Source organism: Streptomyces chengmaiensis (assembly GCF_029846775.1).
In the GTDB taxonomy this organism is placed as follows: domain Bacteria; phylum Actinomycetota; class Actinomycetes; order Streptomycetales; family Streptomycetaceae; genus Streptomyces; species Streptomyces chengmaiensis.
Window position 1 is genome coordinate 36,064 of the sequence record NZ_JARWBG010000028.1, and the last position, 18,363, is coordinate 54,426.

Here is an 18,363-nt window from a genome sequence, read left to right on the forward strand (position 1 = left end):
CGAGCGCCTCCGGCCCCCGCGGACCCGCGGGGCGGCCGTCGGCATCGCAGACGACTCGCCTGCGGTTCGGCGCGCGGACGGCCCGGCCGCCCCTGGCGGCGACCGTCGCGGAGCGGATCCCGCCCGCGTCAGCGGCTTTGGCAGGACGGGCACCAGAAGAGGTTGCGGGCGGCCAGTTCGGCCGTGCGGACCGGGGTGGTGCAGATATGGCAGGGGAGGTTCGCACGGCGGTAGACGTAGACCTCGCCGCCGTGGTCGTCGACTCGGGGCGGGCGGCCCATCGCCTCCGGGGTGTGCTCGGGGCGCACCGTGTCGATGCGGTTCTCGCGCACGCCCTCGCGCATCAGCGCCACGAGGTCCGTCCAGATCGCCGTCCACTCGGCGCGGGTGAGGTCCCTGCCCGCGCGGTAGGGGTCGATGCCGTGCCGGAAGAGGACTTCGGCGCGGTAGACGTTGCCGACGCCCGCGACGACCTTCTGGTCCAGGAGCAGGGCGGCAACGGTGGTACGGGAGCGGGAGATCCGCTTCCAGGCGGAGTCCGGGTCGTCGCCGGGGCGCAGCGGGTCGGGTCCGAGGCGGTGGTGTATCGCCTGCTTCTCACCGTCGGTGAGCAGCGCGCAGGAGGTGGGCCCGCGCAGGTCGACGTACGACCGCGGGTCGGCGAGCCGAAGCCGCACCGTGTCGGCGGGCGGCGGGGCGGGCGCGTCGCCGAAGTTCACCTTGCCGAACAGGCCCAGATGGATGTGCACCCATTCGCCGCCGAAGCCGAGGAACAGATGTTTGCCGTGGGCTTCGGTGTCCGTCAGGACCGCCCCGTCGAGCAGTGCCGCGGCGTCGGCGAACTTCCCCTGGGGACTGCTCGCCCGCACAGGGCGGCCGCCGAACCGTTCCCGGTAGTCGGCGGCCAGCCGGTGGATGGTGTGCCCTTCGGGCATCAGGGCTGCTGGGGGTGGTGCGCGGGGATCGGGGGCAGCTCGCCCTTGGTCTCGTACGCGGAGAGCATCTCGATGCGCCGGGTGTGGCGCTCCTCGCCCGAGTACGGGGTGTTGAGGAACGTCTCCACGAACTTGACGGACTCGTCGAGCGAGTGCATCCGGGCGCCGACGGCGACGACGTTGGCGTTGTTGTGCTCGCGGCCGAGCGCGGCGGTCTGCTCGCTCCAGGCGAGCGCCGCACGCACTCCCTTGACCTTGTTCGCGGCGATCTGCTCGCCGTTTCCGGAACCGCCGATCACGATGCCGAGGCTCTCCGGGTCCGCGGCGGTCTTCTCCGCGGCACGCAGGCAGAACGGCGGGTAGTCGTCCTGGGCGTCGTAGATGTGGGGGCCGCAGTCGATGGGCTCGTGGCCATGGGCCTTGAGCCACTCGACGAGGTGGTTCTTGAGTTCAAAGCCGGCATGGTCCGAGCCGAGGTACACGCGCATGATCCGAGTGTGGCACGGAGTTCGGCCGGAGCACGGACCACCCCCTCCGGCAAGGTCCGTACCAATGGCGATCACAACCGCCCGAGGTCGCGGTCCTCACCTCCGCCGACGTTCGACGCGCGGGGGCTGCACAATCGCGCCCCGCCTGCGATCGAGGCGCGGGACCGGACAAACACGCCCCGCCAGCGATCGACGCGCGGAAGCCCGCACAAACACACCCCGCCGACGATCGACGCGCAGGGGCCCGCACAAACACACCCCGCCGACGATCGACGCGCGGAAGCCCGCACAAACACACCCCGCCGACGATCGACGCGCGGAAGCCCGCACAAACAAGCCCCGCCGGCGATTGAGGCGCGGGGGTCCGGGGGCGGAGCCCCCGGAAAGGGGGTCTGGGGCGGAGCCCCAGGGGTCAGCCCCGGCGGCCCAGCAGTTTCCAGGCCACAGGAAGCACCCCCATCGCAAGCCCCGCCTTGACCGCGTCGCCGACGAGGAAGGGGATCATGCCCGCGGCAACCGCCTCGGTGAGCGACATCCCCGTGGCCAGCGCCAGATACGGGACGCCGACCGCGTAGATGATCGCGGAGCCCAGCGCCATCGCGCCCGCCGTGCGCAGCACCGAGCGGTCCGCGCCGCGGCGGGCGAGCGCGCCGACCGCCGCGGCCGCGAGGGCCATGCCGATCACATAGCCGAGGGACGGGATGGCGAAGCCGGACGCCCCGCCCGCGAACCACGGCGCTCCGGCGACGCCGGCCAGCAGATACAGCCCCAGGGAGAGGAAGCCGCGTTGGGCGCCGAGCGCCGTGCCGACCAGCAGGGCGGCGAACGTCTGCCCGGTGATCGGCACCGCGAAGCCCGGAGGCTGGACGGAGAGCTGGGCCGCGAGGCCGGTCAGCGCCGCGCCGCCGACGACGAGGGCGGCGTCCCGGACGCGGGACGCCGGCAGCAGATCGGCGAGGACGGCTCCGGGTCGGACGGGAACGGCGGCGGCAGCAGCGCTCATCGGGAAGACTCCGCGGGGGGTTGAGGGTGGCAGGAAGGGGTGGAACACGGCGACCGTAGCCCACCCGGATTCACTCGAACACCATCAGCCGCCGACAAAGCGCCTGTTGGGCACTTGATGGACTTCATACAAAGCCATCACCCCAAGCCCGCACCCCAGGTGATGCTCGTCATCGAGGTGAGGGGGCATGCCGGCCGTTTTGGCGAATCTCACCCGACTCGGGGAAACTGTAGGTTCTCCCCAATGATCAATGACTTGTGAACACCATGCACTCTGTGCCGCGCACCCCCTGGGCGGGGCGACAGCGCTACCGGTCCCGGCGATCCGGGAGGTCCACGACGGTGGCTGAAAGTAAGGACTGTACGGATCGCTTCACCTTGTGTAAGCATCTTGCCCGCATAGCGGACATGCGCCCCCTGTGAGCGGGGCAGGTGCTCAGACTGGTCCGCTCCCCCTTCTCAGCTACTGAACAGGGCACGTCCATGTCTTTGACCCCTGCGCCCGCGTCCGTCGACCAGCGGCAGAAGAAGCCGCAGGCCGACGCCACGCTCTCGCACGGACTCAAACAACGCCATCTGTCGATGATCGCCCTCGGCGGCGTCATCGGCGCGGGCCTCTTCGTCGGCTCCGGCGCGGGCATCGCCGCCGCAGGGCCGTCCATCGTCATCGCCTATGCGCTCTCCGGCCTGCTGGTCATGCTGGTGATGCGCATGCTCGGCGAGATGTCCGCGGCGAATCCGGCCTCCGGCTCCTTCTCGGTGCACGCCGAGCGGGCGATCGGCCCATGGGCGGGGTTCACCTCAGGCTGGGCGTTCTGGTTTCTGCTCTGTGTGGCCGTGGGCCTGGAGGGCATCGGCGCCGCCAAGATCATGACAGCGTGGCTGCCGGGCACGCCGGAGTGGGCCTGGGTGGCGCTGTTCATGCTGGTGTTCTGCGGTACGAATCTGGCCGCGGTGAAGAACTTCGGCGAGTTCGAGTTCTGGTTCGCGGCCCTCAAGGTCGGCGCGATCACCCTGTTCCTCGGCATCGGCGCGCTGGCGATCGTCGGCGTGCTGCCGGGCACGGACGCCCCCGGCGCGGCCAACCTGAGCGGTACGGGCGGCTTCCTTCCGAACGGCTCGGAGGGCTTGATCGTCGGTCTGCTCGCCTCCATCTTCGCCTATGGAGGCCTGGAGACGGTCACCATCGCCGCGGCGGAGTCCGAGCACCCGGTCCAGGGCGTGGCCAAGGCGGTGCGTACGGCCATGTGGCGCATCGCCGTGTTCTACATCGGGTCCATGGCAGTGATCGTCACGCTCGTGCCGTGGAACGATCCCGCGATCGTCGAGAAGGGCCCGTACGTCGCCGCGCTCGACCATCTGGGCATCCCGGCCGCGGGCCAGATCATGAACGTGGTCGTGCTGATCGCGCTGCTGTCCGCGATGAACGCCAATATCTACGGCGCGTCGCGGATGGCCTGCTCCCTGGTCGCCCGCGGCCAGGGGCCGCAGGCACTGGGCAGGGTCTCGGGCGGTGTGCCCCGTACCGCAGTGCTGTTCTCCTCCGTCTTCGGCTTCGGCTGTGTACTGCTGAGCTACTGGCGTCCCGACGACGTCTTCCGCTGGCTGCTCAACATGATCGGCGCGGTGATCCTGGTCGTCTGGATCTTCATCGCCGTCTCGCAGCTGGTGCTGCGCCGCAGGGTGGAACGGGAGGCCCCGGAGAAGCTGGTCGTGAAGATGTGGGCCTACCCCTATGTCACCGTGCTGGCGCTGATCGGCATGGCCGTGGTGTTCGTCCTGATGGCGCGCGAGGCCGACACCCGGACGCAGCTGCTGGGGACCGGCGGGCTGACGCTGGCGCTGGCGATCGCGGGCTATGTGTGGCAGAAGGCGCGTGAGTCCCGGCAGCCGGAGCGGGAGACCGCCGCGGTCGGCACACAGACGGACTGAGCCGACCTCAGAGCGCCACCGGAAACCCCCCGGGCCGAGCGGCCCGGGGGGTTTCGCATGCCCGTGGCTCTGTCCGCACCCCTGCCCGCACCGCGCCGGACGCGGGATCCAGGACCAACGCCTGATCAACACGGACTCTTACTGCTGATAACCTGCATCTGCATATTGGTTGCAATAAGCGGTTGGGTGCAGAATCCGGAGGGACCGACGACATGGCTGTTTACACGCTTCCTGAACTTCCGTACGACTACACGGCGCTGGAGCCGGTCATCGACCCCCAGATCGTCGAGCTGCACCACGACAAGCACCACGCCGCCTATGTCAAAGGCGCCAACGACACCCTCGAACAGCTCGAGGAGGCCCGCGACAAGGAGGCCTGGGGGGCGATCAACGGTCTTGAGAAGAACCTTGCGTTCCACCTCTCCGGCCACATCCTCCACTCCATCTACTGGAACAACATGGCGGGCGACGGCGGCGGCGAGCCGCTGGAGAAGGACGGCGTGGGCGAGCTGGCCGGCGCGATCGCCGAGTCGTTCGGCTCCTTCGCCAAGTTCAAGGCCCAGCTGACCAAGGCGTCGGCCACCACGCAGGGCTCGGGCTGGGGCGTGCTGGCCTATGAGCCGGTCAGCGGCCGGCTGATCGTCGAGCAGGTCTACGACCACCAGGGCAACGTCGGCCAGGGCTCGGTGCCGATCCTGGTCTTCGACGCCTGGGAGCACGCCTTCTACCTGCAGTACAAGAACCAGAAGGTGGACTTCATCGAGGCCATGTGGCGGGTCGTCAACTGGCAGGACGTCGCCAAGCGCTACGCCCGGGCCAAGGAGCGCACCCCGCTGATCGCCCCGTGACCGGCCGCGCCCCGCCCTCGGGGCGCGGCACAGCCGCCCTGCTCGTGATCGTCTTCTCACCCTTCACGCGGCAGGCGGAATGACGAAGGACCCTCGCGAGGACAGGACTCGCGAGGGTCCTTCTACGTGCGGGGCACGCGGGGTGCGCTGGGTGCGCGCGGGGCGCGCGGGGCTTCGGGCGGTTCAGTCGAAGATCGGGGGAGCTGTGCGGGTGCGCTTGATCTCGTAGAAGCCGGGGATCGAGGCGACCATCAGCGTGCCGTCCCAGAGCCTGGCCGCCTCCTCGCCCTTGGGAGCGGGGGTGACGACGGGGCCGAAGAAGGCGATCTGCCCGCCGTCCGGGCCGGGGACCGCGATGACCGGGGTGCCGACGTCCTGGCCGACCTTGTCGATGCCCTCCTTGTGGGAGGCGCGCAGCTCGGCGTCGTACGCGTCGGAGTCCGCGTACTCGATCAGCTCGGCCGGCAGGCCCGCGTCCTCGAGGGCGGCGGCGGTCGCCTCGCGTGTCGCACCCTCGCCGCGGTCGTGGAAGCGGGCGCCCATCGCGGTGTAGAGGCGGCCGAGCACCTCGTCTCCGTACTTCTGCCAGGCGGCCGTCACCACGCGCACCGGGCCCCACGCCTGGGTGGCGAGCATCTCGCGGTACTCCTCGGGGAGCTCGTCGAGCTTGTTCTCGTTCAGGACCGCGAGGCTCATCACATGCCAGCGGACCTCGACGTCCCGGACCTTCTCCACTTCCAGCATCCAGCGCGAGGTCATCCAGGCCCAGGGGCACAGGGGGTCGAACCAGAAGTCGACCGGAGTCTTGCCGGGTGCGGCGTTGTCGGACATGTCTCTCCTCTTCAGGACCCGTAGGGGCCTCTTCGGACGTCGTCGTGCAGGGGAACGTCAGGGGGGCGCCAGGGGATTCCCCGATACCGCCTGCCAGGACCGCATGGGAGGATCGGTGCTGTTCACGACGTGCTGCGAAGGAGTGCCCGTGCCCGGTGAGAATCTGTCCCGCGACGAAGCCCGCGAGCGGGCCGAGCTGCTGTCCGTCGAGGGGTACGAGGTGGCCCTCGACGTGCGGTCGGCGGTCGGGGAGGCGTCGCCCCAGGGCACCGGGCCGCGTACGTTCCGCTCGGTGACGACGATCCGGTTCCGGTCCGCCCGGCCGGGTGCGGCCACCTTCGTTGACCTGCTCGCCCCCTCCGTCACCTCGGTGACGCTGAACGGCCGCGAGCTCGACCCGGCCAAGGCCTTCGACGGCGCCCGGATCGCCCTGGAGGGCCTCGCCGAGGAGAACGTGCTGGTCGTGGACGCTCAGTGCGCCTACAGCAGGACGGGCGAGGGGCTGCACCGCTTTGTGGACCCGGAGGACGGCGAGGTCTACCTCTATACGCAGTACGAGCCGGCCGATGCCCGCCGGGTGTTCGCCAACTTCGAGCAGCCGGATCTGAAGGCCCCCTTCCGCTTCCAGGTGACCGCGCCGGACGGATGGACGGTGTGGAGCAACGGCGCGGAGGAGGCGCGCGACGGCCTGACCCGGCGGTTCGCCGAGACAGAGCCGATCTCCACCTACATCACGGCGGTCGTGGCCGGCCCGTACCACTATGAGACGGATGTCTACCGGCGCGAGCTGGGCGACGGCTCCACACTGGAGATCCCGCTGGGTGCGATGTGCCGCAAGGGCCTGGCCCGGCACTTCGACGCGGACGACGTCTTCCTGGTCACCAAGCAGGGCCTGGACTTCTTCCACGACCACTTCGACTACCCGTACCCCTTCGGCAAGTACGACCAGGCGTTCGTGCCCGAGTACAACCTCGGCGCGATGGAGAACCCGGGCTGTGTGACCTTCCGGGAGGAGTTCGTCTTCCGGGGCAAGGTGACACAGGCGTCCTACGAGCGGCGGGCCAACGTCATCCTGCACGAGATGGCGCATATGTGGTTCGGCGACCTGGTCACCATGCAGTGGTGGGACGACCTGTGGCTGAAGGAGTCGTTCGCGGACTTCATGGGCTCGTTCTCGCTGGCGGAGGCCACCCGCTTCGGCAATGCATGGGTGACCTTCGCCAACAACCGCAAGGCATGGGCGTACCGCGCCGACCAGCTGCCGTCCACACATCCGATCACGGCCGACATCCGCGATCTGGAGGACGCCAAGCTGAACTTCGACGGGATCACCTACGCCAAGGGCGCATCGGTGCTCAAGCAGCTCGTGGCGTACGCGGGGCGGGACGCCTTCCTGGAGGGCGCGCGGCGCTACTTCAAGCGGCACGCTTATGGCAACACCCGGTTGGGCGATCTGCTCTCCGTGCTGGAGGAGACCTCCGGGCGCGATATGAAGGCCTGGTCACGGTCCTGGCTGGAGACCTCCGGCGTCAACTCCCTGACGCCGTGCGTCACCTATGACGAGGACGGCCGGATCGCCGAGCTGGCCGTCCACCAGGACGGCGAAGAGCTGCGGCCGCACCGGGTCGCCGTCGGGCTGTACCGGACAGAGGGCTCGAAGCTGGTGCGGTACGCGCGCGCCGAGGCGGATGTCACCGGCGCCCGCACGGTGATCGGCGAGCTGGCAGGGATCGATCGGCCCTCGCTGATCCTCGTCAACGACGACGATCTGACCTACTGCAAGATCCGCTTCGACAAGGGGTCGCTGGCAGCGCTGCGGGAGCGTCTGGGCGACCTCACGGACCCCCTGGCGCGGGCACTGTGCTGGTCGGCGCTGTGGAATCTGACCCGTGACGCACTGATGCCCGCGCGGGACTTCATCGAGATGGTGCTGCGGTTCGCGGGGCGGGAGTCGGACATCGGCGTCCTGCAGATGCTGCACGCATGGGCGCGGACCGCGCTGCACCACTACGCCGCGCCCGCCTGGCGCGAGAAGGGCGGCCGGCTGCTCGCCGAGGGCGCACTGCGGGAGCTGCGGACCGCCGAGCCGGGCAGCCAGCACCAGCTCACCTGGGCGCGGTTCTTCGCCTCGGCCGCCGAGTCGCCGGCGGATCTGCAGCTGCTCCAGGAGCTTCTCGAGGGCACGGCGAAGATCGACGGGCTGGATGTGGACCAGGAACTGCGCTGGTCCTTCCTGGAGCCGCTGGCCGCGCACGGCGTCGCCGCCGAGGAGGCGATCGCCGCGGAGCTGGCCCGTGACGACACGGCCTCGGGCAAGCGGCACCAGGTCCGCTGTCTGGCCGCCCGCCCGTCCGCGGCCGTCAAGGAGCAGGCCTGGGCGCAGGTCGTGGAGTCCGACAAGCTCTCCAACGCCCTGGTGGAGGCCACGATTTCGGGCTTTGTGCAGACCGGGCAGCGGGAACTCCTCGCCCCCTTCGCATCGAAGTACTTCGAGGCGGTCGAACGGGTGTGGGCGGAGCGGTCCATCCAGATCGGGATGGATGTGGTGCGCGGGCTGTATCCGGGCCTGCAGGACGACGAGGCGACGCTCACGGCGACGGACGCCTGGCTGACGGCCCACGCCTCGGCCCCGCCGGCCCTGCGCCGTCTGGTCCTGGAGGCACGGGACGACCTGGCCCGTGCACGCCTGGCCCAGGCGTGCGACGAGGAGGCGTCCCGGACGGCCGCCTGACGCCCTGCGGCGTCGCCGCGGCCCGGGCGGCCGCGCCGGACGGCGGCGGGGCTGCCGGGCGGGCTCGGCCGTCCATCGTGTGCGGGCGCGCACCGCTGGACCGGCTCGGGCCCGGGAAGTGAGGGCAGCCTCCGCCGACGGACGAGCCATGCAGTCGGCCACCCGGCGCTGCGACCCCCGACTCCCGAGGGCCGACGCGCTTCCAGTGAGACGGTCACCCGTTCGGCGGTGTGGGTGATCGGCAGTCGAACGCACGTACTTTAGGGCGGTGTTGTCCCCAAATGTCGACGGGTGTGTAACAGCGGTTAGCCCGACGGTCCCACGCGGGAATCCCCGACGCATGAACCACTACACCCCTCTCTCCCCGCTCCCCTTGAGCCACCTCTCCGATGTACAGCGGCGCGTGCTGTCGGCCGTGCAGCTGCGGGAGCATGGTGTCTCCGCCGCCCGGGCCGCCGCCCAGTGCCGCGACGGCGGGCCGTGGCAGCAGTTGCTGCCCGGCGTGTATCTGCTGCACTCCGGGCCTCCGACCAGTGAAGAGCGGCTGCACGGAGCGCTGCTGTACGCGGCGCGGCCGCAGGAGGGCGCCGGCCGCTACCGCGAGGCGATGATCACGGGGCTGGCCGCACTGGCGCTGCACCGGTTCTCGGCGGCGCCGCCGCTGCTGTCGCTGGACCGGGTCGATGTGCTGGTGCCGCGGACGCGGCGGCTGCGGTCGGCCGGCTGCGCCCGGCTGGTGCGGGCGCATTCGCTGCCCAGACCACAGGAGATCACCGGCGTGCCGGTGGCGCCGGTGCCGCGTGCGCTGGCGGACGCGGTGGCGCAGCTCGCCGACGGCGACTCGGTGCGCCGGCTGCTCACCGAGGCGGTGCGCGGCGGTCGCTGCGAACCGGCCGCCGTGGTCAAGGAGCTGACCCGGGCCCGGCTGCTCACCCGCCCCCATGTGGTGGACGCCGTCGACTCGCTGCTCGCCGAGGGGCGGGCGCTGGCCGAGGACCGCCTGTACGAGATGGTGCGGTCCCAGCGCCTTCCCGACCCGGTGTGGAACGTGGACCTCCGGCTGCCGGGCGGCCCGAATCTGGGCGGCGTGGACGCCTACTGGCCGGAACACGCGGTCGCCGTCGAACTGGACACCCGTGCGCCCCGGCACGACGAGGACACGATGTGGTCGGAGTACGCCCGCAGGCGGGAACATCTGGAGCGGCTCGGCATCACCGTCGTCCACATCACCCCGAAGAAGCTGCGCGAGTCGCCGGAGCAGCAGGCGACCGTGGTGCGTACGGCGCTGATGGCCTCCTGCGACCGCGACCCGGCCTCGTATGTGGTGGTGCTCCCCCGCTGACCGCGCCTCAGACCCGTCCCGTCGGCGGCCGGGAGCGCCACAGCTCGAGTCCGACGTCCACCACCTCGACCCGTGCCAGCTCCGGCACCCGGGCCAGCGGATGCCAGGCGGCGAGATCCGTGGACCCGCCCGTCTCCGGGCGCAGCTCGCCGCCGGCAACCCTCCCCTCGTACACCAGGCGCAGCGCCTGGAAGTCCCTGTGCCGCCCGAAGCGCCGGCGGTGACGGACGAGATTGGTGTGCACGCCCAGCAGCGCGGTCATCTCTGCCCGGTAGCCGGTCTCCTCCCCCACCTCGCGTACGACCGTGTCCAGTGGATCCTCCCCCGCGTCCATCCCGCCGCCGGGCAGCGTCCACCGCCTGCTCCCGTCCCGCGCCACCCATCGGGCGAGCAGTATCTCCTCGTCGCGCACGCACACGGCATAGGCGGCGACGCGCAGCGTCTTCCTGGTGACCTTCATGGGCCGAGGTTAGAAGTACGGGCCGACAACCCGGCTCCGGTCGTTCCGTTTTGTTCCGTGTGGCGTATCGGCCGCGGTGGCGGATGTACGCCAATGGCGTCCCGGCATCTCCGTCAACCCTCCACAAACCCCTGTCACTTGCGAAAGGCTGAGCGGTCGTCCGGCACCGGAATCCGGACTCCAGCTCTGTAAGACCTCACAAAACAGGGATGCAGATGACCACCCCCCAATCCCAGAGCTCCCCGTCGGAGCGTTCCATACCAGGCCAGAGACGCCGCGGCCGCAGACGTGCGGCCCGGATCGCGGGTGCCGCGGCCGTGGTGACCGCGTTGGTCGCCGCGGGCGGCGGGCCCGCGTTCGCCGCAGGGGTCGCGGACGATCCCGTGGGGAACGGCGGCGCGAAGGCCGCCAAACCGGCCGCGCCGGCCAAGGAGAAACTCGGCTCGGCCGATGAGGAACTGCTGGCGCAGGCCGAGGCCAAGGGCGAGAAGAGCGTCACCGTGATGGTGGCCACCGCCCCCGGGCAGACGGAGCAGGTCGCCGAGCAGCTCGACGCCGTCACGGGCGCTTCGGTCGGCAGGACGTACGACAAGCTCGGCTATGTGCGGGCCACACTGCCGACGGAGAAGGCCGATGCGGCGCTCAAGGCAGCCGCCAAGCTCTCCAGCGTCCACGGGATCGACCTCAAGCACGAGATCCGGCTGGACGACCCCACGCCCGCGGCGGACACGGCCCAGGGCGTGGGCACGGCCGAGGCGCAGGGCGGGAAGTACCCGGCGCCGGGCAGGAAGACGCCCGCGAAGAACCCGTACAACCCGTCGTTCGAGACCGGTGCGGTGGACTTCGTCAAGAAGAACCCGAAGGCCGACGGCCGCGGCGTGACCATCGGCATCCTGGACTCGGGCGTGGACCTGGGCCACCCGGCGCTGCAGAAGACGACGACGGGCGAGCGGAAGATCGTCGACTGGGTGACCGCGACCGACCCCGTGACCGACGGGGACGGCACCTGGCGGCAGATGCGCCGCGATGTCAGCGGGCCGACGTTCAGCGTGAACGGGCGTACGTACCGGGCCCCCGCGGGGCAGTACAAGTTCAACCTCTTCGCCGAGGCCGCCACCAAGGGCGGCGACATGGCGGGCGACCTCAACCGCGACGGCGACACCACGGACGTGTGGGGCCTGCTGTACGACCCGGGCACCCGCACCGTCCGCGTGGACCTCAACGGCAACGCGGACTTCACCGACGACGCCGTCATGAAGCCGTACAAGAACGGCTTCCAGGTCGGCTACTTCGGCGAGGACGACCCGGCCACCGCGGTCGCCGAACGCATCCCGTTCGTGATCGAGGTCCGCAAGGACGTCGTCTACAACGCGGAGGGCGCGACGGCCGACTATGTCAGCATCGGCGTCATCGAGGGCTCGCACGGCACGCATGTGGCGGGCATCGCCGCGGCCAACGGCCTCTTCGGCGGCAGGATGAACGGCGCGGCCCCCGGAGCGAAGATCGTCTCCTCGCGCGCCTGCACCTGGAGCGGAGGCTGCACCAATGTCGCCCTCACCGAGGGCATGGCCGATCTGGTCATCGACCGCGGCGTGGACATCGTCAACATGTCCATCGGCGGACTCCCCCCGCTCAACGACGGCAACAACGCCCGCGCCGAGCTCTACAACCGGCTCATCGACGTCTACGGCGTCCAGCTGGTGATCTCCGCGGGCAACGAGGGCCCGGGGCTCAACACCATCGGCGACCCGGCGGTCGCCGACAAGGTGATCTCGGTCGGCGCGTCCATCTCCAAGGAGACCTGGGCCGCCAACTACGGCTCCGGAGTGCAGAAGAAGTACGCCATGCTGCCCTTCTCCTCCCGCGGGCCGCGCGAGGACGGCGGCTTCACCCCGACGCTGACCGCGCCCGGCGCGGCGATCAACACCACCCAGACCTGGACCCCCGGGGGCCCGGTCAAGGAGGCGGGCTATGAGCTCCCGCCCGGCTACTCGATGCTCCAGGGCACCTCGATGTCCTCTCCGCAGGCCGCGGGCGCGAGCGCGCTGCTGCTGTCTGCCGCCGAGCAGAGGAACATCGAGCTGACCCCGGCGCGGCTGCGCACCGCGCTGACCAGCACCGCCAAGCACATCCCCGGTGTGCAGGCCCATGAGCAGGGCGCGGGCCTGATCAACATCGTGGGCGCGTGGAAGGTCATCAAGAAGACCGCCGAGAAGGACGCGGACGCCCACGCGTACACCGTCAAGGCCCCGGTGGACACCTCGATCGACTTCGCGCTCGAGACCCCGGGCTTTGGCACGGGCCTGTACGACCGCGAGGGCGGGCTGAAGGCCGGCCAGAGCCGTACGTACGACATCACGGTCACCCGCACCAGCGGCCCCGACGGGGCCGTGGCGCACAGGCTGAAGTGGAAGAACAACGACGGCGCCTTCCGGCTGCCCGGCGGCGGCAAGGTCACGCTGCCGCTGAACCAGCCGGTCACCGTGACCGTGCAGGCCCGGCCCAAGACGGCCGGCGTGCACAGCGCCATCCTGGAGGTCGACGACCGCCGCACCCAGGGCGTGGACAAGCAGATCCTGGCCACCGTCGTCGTCGCGCACGAGCTGGCGAAGCCGGACTACTCCTTCTCCGCCTCCGGCGCCGTGCAGCGCAACAGCACCCGGTCGTACTTCGTGACCGTGCCCGAGGGCGCGAAGAACCTCGAGGTCGCGCTGGGCGGGCTCGCCAAGGGCTCCCAGACCCGGTTCATCGGCATCCACCCCTACGGTCTGCCGGTCGACGACAGCTCGACGATCTTCTGCTACCCGAACTACCAGCACCCGGCCAACGAGTGCCGCCCCGACCTGCGCTCCTACAGTGAGCCGCTGCCGGGCGTCTGGGAGATCGAGGTCGAGTCGCGCCGTACGTCCCCGCTGCTGAACAACCCGTACGAGCTGGACGTCACCGTCCTCGGTGCGGACTTCGACCCGGCGGTCAAGACCCTGCCCGAGGCGAGGCTCGGCACCCCGGCCGCCGTCGAGTGGGAGGTGACCAACGGCTTCGCCGCGATCGACGGGAGGCTGGCGGGCGGCTCGCTGGGCTCGGCGAAGGTGGAGCGGCCCACGATCGCGGACGGCGAGTCCAAGGAGTCCACGGTCACCATCGGCGAGGGCGTGGAGCGCCTGGACGTGGCCATCGGCTCGCCCTCCGACAACGGCGCGGACCTGGACCTCACGGTCTACAAGGACGGGGTGCGCGTCGGTCAGTCCGCCGACGGCGACTCGGAGGAGTCGGTCAGCCTGACCAACCCCGCCGCGGGCACATACACCATCGTGATCGACGGCTACTCGGTTCCGGCCGGGACCACCGAGTACGACTACCGCGATGTGTTCTTCTCGTCGGCGCTCGGCGACGTCCTGGTCGACTCCAGCGTCCCCGTCAAGCTCGCCAGCGGCGGCTCGGCGCAGGTCGGCGCCGAGGTGCTGGTGGTCGGCGAGGCTCCCGAGGGGCGGCAGTTCTTCGGTGAGGTGAAGCTGCTGAACGGCCGCGGCACGGTCGCGGGCGCGGGCAGCGTGGTGATCGAGAAGGTCATCACCTCATAGAAGTGACGCAGCTCACATAGAGGGCCGGGTGCTGCCGCAGCGCCCGGCCCTTCCGTGTCGGACGCCCGGCCCTCCCGTGCCGGAACCGCATGGGATGTCTCACACGTCCCGCCCCTCGGACAATGGATTGGACAAGCCGGGTCAGGACATACGCATCATGGAACAACGTCCGGGCAGGCGCAGCGGCAGTGGATCAGCGCCGGAACCAGCACTAAGGAGTCGTCCGTGAGGGTCGGAATCGTCGGAGCCACCGGTCAGGTGGGCGGAGTCATGCGGAGCATCCTCGCCGAGCGGAAGTTCCCGGTCGAGGGGCTGCGGCTGTTCGCCTCGGCCCGGTCGGCCGGCACCGCCCTCGACTGGCAGGGACAGCAGATCACCGTCGAGGACGCGGCCGCTGCCGACTACACGGGTCTGGACATCGTGCTGTTCTCGGCCGGCGGCGCGACCTCCAGGGCGCTCGCCGAGAAGGTCGCCGCCCAGGGCGCGGTCGTGATCGACAACTCCTCCGCCTGGCGGCGCCACCCCGAGGTCCCCCTCGTGGTCTCCGAGGTCAACCCGCACGCGGTCAAGGAGCGCCCCAAGGGGATCATCGCCAATCCGAACTGCACCACGATGGCCGCGATGCCCGTGCTGCGGCCGCTGCACGCCGAGGCCGGGCTGACCGCCATGGTCGCCACCACCTACCAGGCCGTGTCCGGCTCCGGCCTGGCGGGCGTCGCCGAGCTGCACAAGCAGGCGTCGGAGGTCATCGCCGAGGCCGACCGGCTGACTTTCGACGGCGAGGCGGTCTCCTTCCCTGAGCCCGGCGTCTACAAGCGCCCCATCGCCTTCAATGTGCTGCCGCTCGCGGGCAGCGTCGTCGACGACGGCTCCTTCGAGACGGACGAGGAGCAGAAGCTCCGCCACGAGTCCCGCAAGATCCTGGAGATCCCGGACCTCAAGGTCTCCGGCACCTGTGTCCGCGTCCCGGTCTTCTCCGGCCACTCGCTCCAGGTCAACGCCCGCTTCGAGCGTCCGATCAGCGTCGAGCGCGCCCATGAGCTGCTGAAGGTCGCCGACGGCGTGGAGCTCTCGGAGATCCCCACCCCGCTGCAGGCAGCCGGCAGGGACGCGTCGTACGTGGGCCGCATCCGGGTGGACGAGACGGTGGAGAACGGCCTTGCGCTGTTCCTCTCCAACGACAACCTCCGCAAGGGCGCCGCGCTGAACGCGGTCCAGATCGCGGAGCTCGTCGCACAGGAGCTGGCCTGATTTCTGTGGCTCGCATCGCCCACGGGCAGACCGGGCGCCGTCGGCTGTAGGCCTGGGCCCGCCCTGACGGCCTCACTCCCCGCGTCGGCCGCCTCCGGATCCTCCGGAGGCGGCCGACGGCGTCCCGGTCCCGCAAATCCCGCGCGCGTCGCGGAACCGTGCCGTGGAAGGATGACCCAAACGTCACAGAACGAGGAGATGACCGGGTGCCTGGCACAAATCTGACCCGTGAAGAGGCGCAGCGGCGGGCGGAGCTGCTCACCGTCGACTCGTACGAGATCGACCTGGACCTCAGCGGCGCGCAGGGGAGCGGGGCCTCCCCGGCGGAGCAAGGGGAAGGCGCCTACCGGTCCGTGACCCGGGTGCGCTTCGACTGCGCCGAGGACGGTGCGGAGACCTTCATCGATCTGGTGGCCCCGGCCGTGCACCAGGTGGAGCTGAACGGCAAGGCGCTGGATGTGGCCGCCGTCTTCCGGGACTCCCGGATCGCGCTGAAGCATCTGCGCGAGGGCCGCAACGAGCTGAAGGTCGTCGCCGACTGCGCGTACACCAACACCGGTGAAGGCCTGCACCGGTTCGTCGACCCGGTGGACGAGCAGGCGTATCTGTACACGCAGTTCGAGGTGCCGGACGCGCGCCGGGTGTTCGCCAGCTTCGAGCAGCCGGATCTGAAGGCGACGTTCCAGTTCACCGTGAAGGCCCCGGAGGGCTGGACGGTGATCTCGAACTCCCCGACGCCCAAGCCCGAGGACAATGAGTGGCGGTTTGAGCCCACGCCCCGGATGTCCACCTATGTCACGGCGCTCATCGTGGGTCCGTACCACTCGGTGCACAGCACCTACGAGAAGGACGGCCGGGTCGTGCCGCTCGGGGTGTACTGCCGGCCGTCGCTGGCCGAGTTCCTGGACGCGGAGGCGATCTTCGAGGTCACCCGGCAGGGCTTCGACTGGTTCCAGGAGAAGTTCGACTACCCGTACCCGTTCGCCAAGTACGACCAGCTCTTCGTGCCGGAGTTCAACGCGGGTGCGATGGAGAACGCGGGCGCGGTGACCATCCGCGACCAGTACGTCTTCCGCTCGAAGGTGACGGACGCGGCGTACGAGGTGCGGGCGGAGACCATCCTGCACGAGCTGGCCCATATGTGGTTCGGCGATCTGGTCACCATGGAGTGGTGGAACGACCTCTGGCTGAACGAGTCGTTCGCCACCTTCACCTCCATCGCCTGCCAGGCGTACGCGCCGGGCTCCAAGTGGCCGCACGCCTGGACGACCTTCGCGAACTCGATGAAGACCTGGGCGTACCGGCAGGACCAGCTGCCGTCCACGCACCCGATCATGGCCGAGATCCGCGACCTGGACGATGTGCTGGTCAACTTTGACGGCATCACCTACGCCAAGGGCGCATCCGTGCTCAAGCAGCTGGTGGCGTATGTGGGGATGGAAGAGTTCTTCCGGGGCGTACAGGCCTACTTCAAGCGCCACGCCTTCGGCAACACCCGGCTGTCCGATCTGCTCGGCGCGCTGGAGGAGACCAGCGGCCGTGATCTGAAGGCATGGTCGAAGGCGTGGCTGGAGACCGCGGGCATCAACATCCTGCGACCCGAGATCGAAGTGGACACAGCAGGCCCGGACGGCGTGATCACGTCCTTCGCGGTGCGCCAGGAGGCCCCGGCGCTGCCGGCGGGGGCCAAGGGCGAGCCCCTGCTGCGGCCGCACCGGATCGCGATCGGATGCTACGACCTGGACGAGGCCGGCCGGCTGGTGCGCACCCACCGGATCGAGCTGGACGTGGACGGCGAGCTGACCCCCGTGGCCGAGCTGACCGGCCGCAGGCGTCCGGCCATCGTCCTGCTCAACGACGACGATCTGTCGTACGCCAAGGTGCGGCTGGACGAGGTCTCGCTGAAGACGGTCACAGAGCATCTGGGCGACTTCACCGAGTCGCTGCCGCGAGCGCTGTGCTGGGCCTCCGCCTGGGACATGACCCGCGACGGCGAGCTGGCCGCGCGCGACTATCTGGCGCTGGTGCTGTCGGGCATCGCCAAGGAGTCAGACATCGGCGTGGTGCAGTCCCTGCACCGGCAGGTGAAGCTGGCGATCGATCTGTACGCGGCGCCGGAGTGGCGCGAGGCGGGGCTGACGCAGTGGACTGAGGCGACTCTGGCGCATCTGCGCACCGCGGAGCCGGGCAGCGACCACCAGCTCGCCTGGGCGCGGGCCTTCGCCGCCACCGCCCGCACCCCGCAGCAGACCGAGCTGCTGCGCGCGCTGCTGGACGGCGCCGAGACGATCGAGGGCCTCGCAGTGGACGCCGAGCTGCGCTGGGCGTTCGTGGAGCGGCTGGCAGCGGTGGGCGACTTCGAGGAGGAGCACATCGCGGCGGAGTACGAGCGGGACAGGACGGCCGCCGGTGAGCGCCATGCGGCCACCGCCCGGGCGGCGCGGCCGACCCAGGAGGCGAAGGCGGAGGCGTGGGCGTCGGTCGTGGAGTCCGACACGCTGCCGAACGCCATGCAGGAGGCGGTGATCTCCGGGTTCCTCCAGAGCGACCAACGCGAGCTGCTCGCCCCGTACAGCGAGAAGTACTTCGCGGCGGTCAAGGGCGTGTGGGAGACGCGCAGCCATGAGATCGCCCAGCAGATCGCGGTCGGTCTGTACCCGACGCTCCAAATCACACAGGACACTCTGGACGCAACCGACGCCTGGCTGGATTCAGCCGAACCGAGCGCGGCCCTGCGGCGGCTCGTCCTGGAGTCGCGGTCGGGCGTGGAGCGTGCGCTGAAGGCACAGGCTGCGGACGCGGCCGCCGCCTGACCTCGAACGCTGCCGTCGCTTCAGGGGCGCGGAGGGCCGGACGGCCCTCCGCGCCCTCGGCGTTGCGGTATCACCAAATGCCCGTTTGCGGGCGGCTTGCAGCAGGCATGGACCGTTCCGTTTTTATGACCCGGCGTCAACCCCCGTCC

General features: G+C 70.3%; 12 protein-coding genes. 7 read left to right on the forward strand and 5 right to left on the reverse strand.

Annotation, left to right across the window (positions count from 1 at the left end; genetic code table 11):
• Positions 1-128: 128 nt before the first annotated feature.
• The 3 genes from QCN29_RS22635 to QCN29_RS22645 all read right to left on the reverse strand — a co-directional run bounded on the left by QCN29_RS22635 (position 129) and on the right by QCN29_RS22645 (position 2,426).
• Entirely contained in the window at positions 129-935 is an 807-nt protein-coding gene (locus QCN29_RS22635) for an Fpg/Nei family DNA glycosylase (protein WP_279930395.1), read from the reverse strand.
• Positions 935-1,423, reverse strand: a complete 489-nt coding sequence (locus tag QCN29_RS22640) for a ribose-5-phosphate isomerase (protein WP_279930396.1) — start codon at positions 1,421-1,423, stop codon at positions 935-937. The genes QCN29_RS22635 and QCN29_RS22640 overlap by 1 nt, the downstream gene beginning before the upstream one ends.
• A 412-nt stretch (positions 1,424-1,835) precedes the next feature.
• Positions 1,836-2,426 (reverse strand): biotin transporter BioY, encoded by a 591-nt coding sequence (locus QCN29_RS22645; RefSeq protein ID WP_279930398.1) that lies wholly within the window; start codon positions 2,424-2,426, stop codon positions 1,836-1,838.
• A 482-nt stretch (positions 2,427-2,908) separates the two neighbouring features.
• Between QCN29_RS22645 and QCN29_RS22650 the strand changes: the two genes are divergently transcribed.
• The gene (locus QCN29_RS22650) at positions 2,909-4,357 is read left to right on the forward strand and encodes an amino acid permease (RefSeq protein WP_279930400.1); all 1,449 of its coding nucleotides are present in this window, start codon (positions 2,909-2,911) and stop codon (positions 4,355-4,357) included.
• 212 nt (positions 4,358-4,569) lie between these two features.
• Positions 4,570-5,205 (forward strand): superoxide dismutase, encoded by a 636-nt coding sequence (locus QCN29_RS22655; RefSeq protein WP_279930402.1) that lies wholly within the window; start codon positions 4,570-4,572, stop codon positions 5,203-5,205.
• Positions 5,206-5,388: 183 nt separating this feature from the next.
• On the opposite strand, the gene QCN29_RS22660 is transcribed toward QCN29_RS22655, so the two are convergent.
• Positions 5,389-6,036, reverse strand: a complete 648-nt coding sequence (locus tag QCN29_RS22660) for a mycothiol-dependent nitroreductase Rv2466c family protein (protein WP_279930403.1) — start codon at positions 6,034-6,036, stop codon at positions 5,389-5,391.
• 148 nt (positions 6,037-6,184) lie between these two features.
• On the opposite strand from QCN29_RS22660, the gene pepN (QCN29_RS22665) reads away from it, so the two are divergent.
• Together pepN (QCN29_RS22665) and QCN29_RS22670 are read left to right on the forward strand one after the other, a co-directional pair.
• Positions 6,185-8,767: an aminopeptidase N gene (gene pepN, locus QCN29_RS22665; protein WP_279930404.1), complete on the forward strand. Its 2,583-nt coding sequence runs from the start codon at positions 6,185-6,187 to the stop codon at positions 8,765-8,767.
• A 340-nt stretch (positions 8,768-9,107) separates the two neighbouring features.
• A complete protein-coding gene (locus QCN29_RS22670; RefSeq protein ID WP_279930405.1) occupies positions 9,108-10,109 on the forward strand; it encodes a hypothetical protein in 1,002 nt (333 codons plus the stop codon).
• A 7-nt stretch (positions 10,110-10,116) separates the two neighbouring features.
• Here QCN29_RS22670 and QCN29_RS22675 read toward each other — a convergent pair whose 3' ends face one another.
• On the reverse strand, positions 10,117-10,569 hold the full coding sequence (locus QCN29_RS22675; RefSeq protein ID WP_240138674.1) for an NUDIX hydrolase: 453 nt from the start codon (positions 10,567-10,569) through the stop codon (positions 10,117-10,119).
• 215 nt (positions 10,570-10,784) lie between these two features.
• On the opposite strand from QCN29_RS22675, the gene QCN29_RS22680 reads away from it, so the two are divergent.
• The 3 genes from QCN29_RS22680 (at position 10,785) to pepN (QCN29_RS22690) (ending at position 18,214) form a co-directional block, all read left to right on the forward strand.
• Positions 10,785-14,150 (forward strand): S8 family serine peptidase, encoded by a 3,366-nt coding sequence (locus tag QCN29_RS22680; RefSeq protein ID WP_279930408.1) that lies wholly within the window; start codon positions 10,785-10,787, stop codon positions 14,148-14,150.
• A gap of 225 nt (positions 14,151-14,375) precedes the next feature.
• Positions 14,376-15,401 carry an aspartate-semialdehyde dehydrogenase gene (locus QCN29_RS22685; RefSeq protein WP_279930409.1) on the forward strand — a complete coding sequence of 342 codons (1,026 nt, stop codon included), beginning with the start codon at positions 14,376-14,378 and terminating at the stop codon, positions 15,399-15,401.
• A gap of 206 nt (positions 15,402-15,607) precedes the next feature.
• Positions 15,608-18,214, forward strand: coding sequence for an aminopeptidase N (gene pepN / locus QCN29_RS22690; protein WP_279930411.1), 2,607 nt, complete (start codon positions 15,608-15,610; stop codon positions 18,212-18,214).
• Positions 18,215-18,363 lie beyond the last annotated feature (149 nt).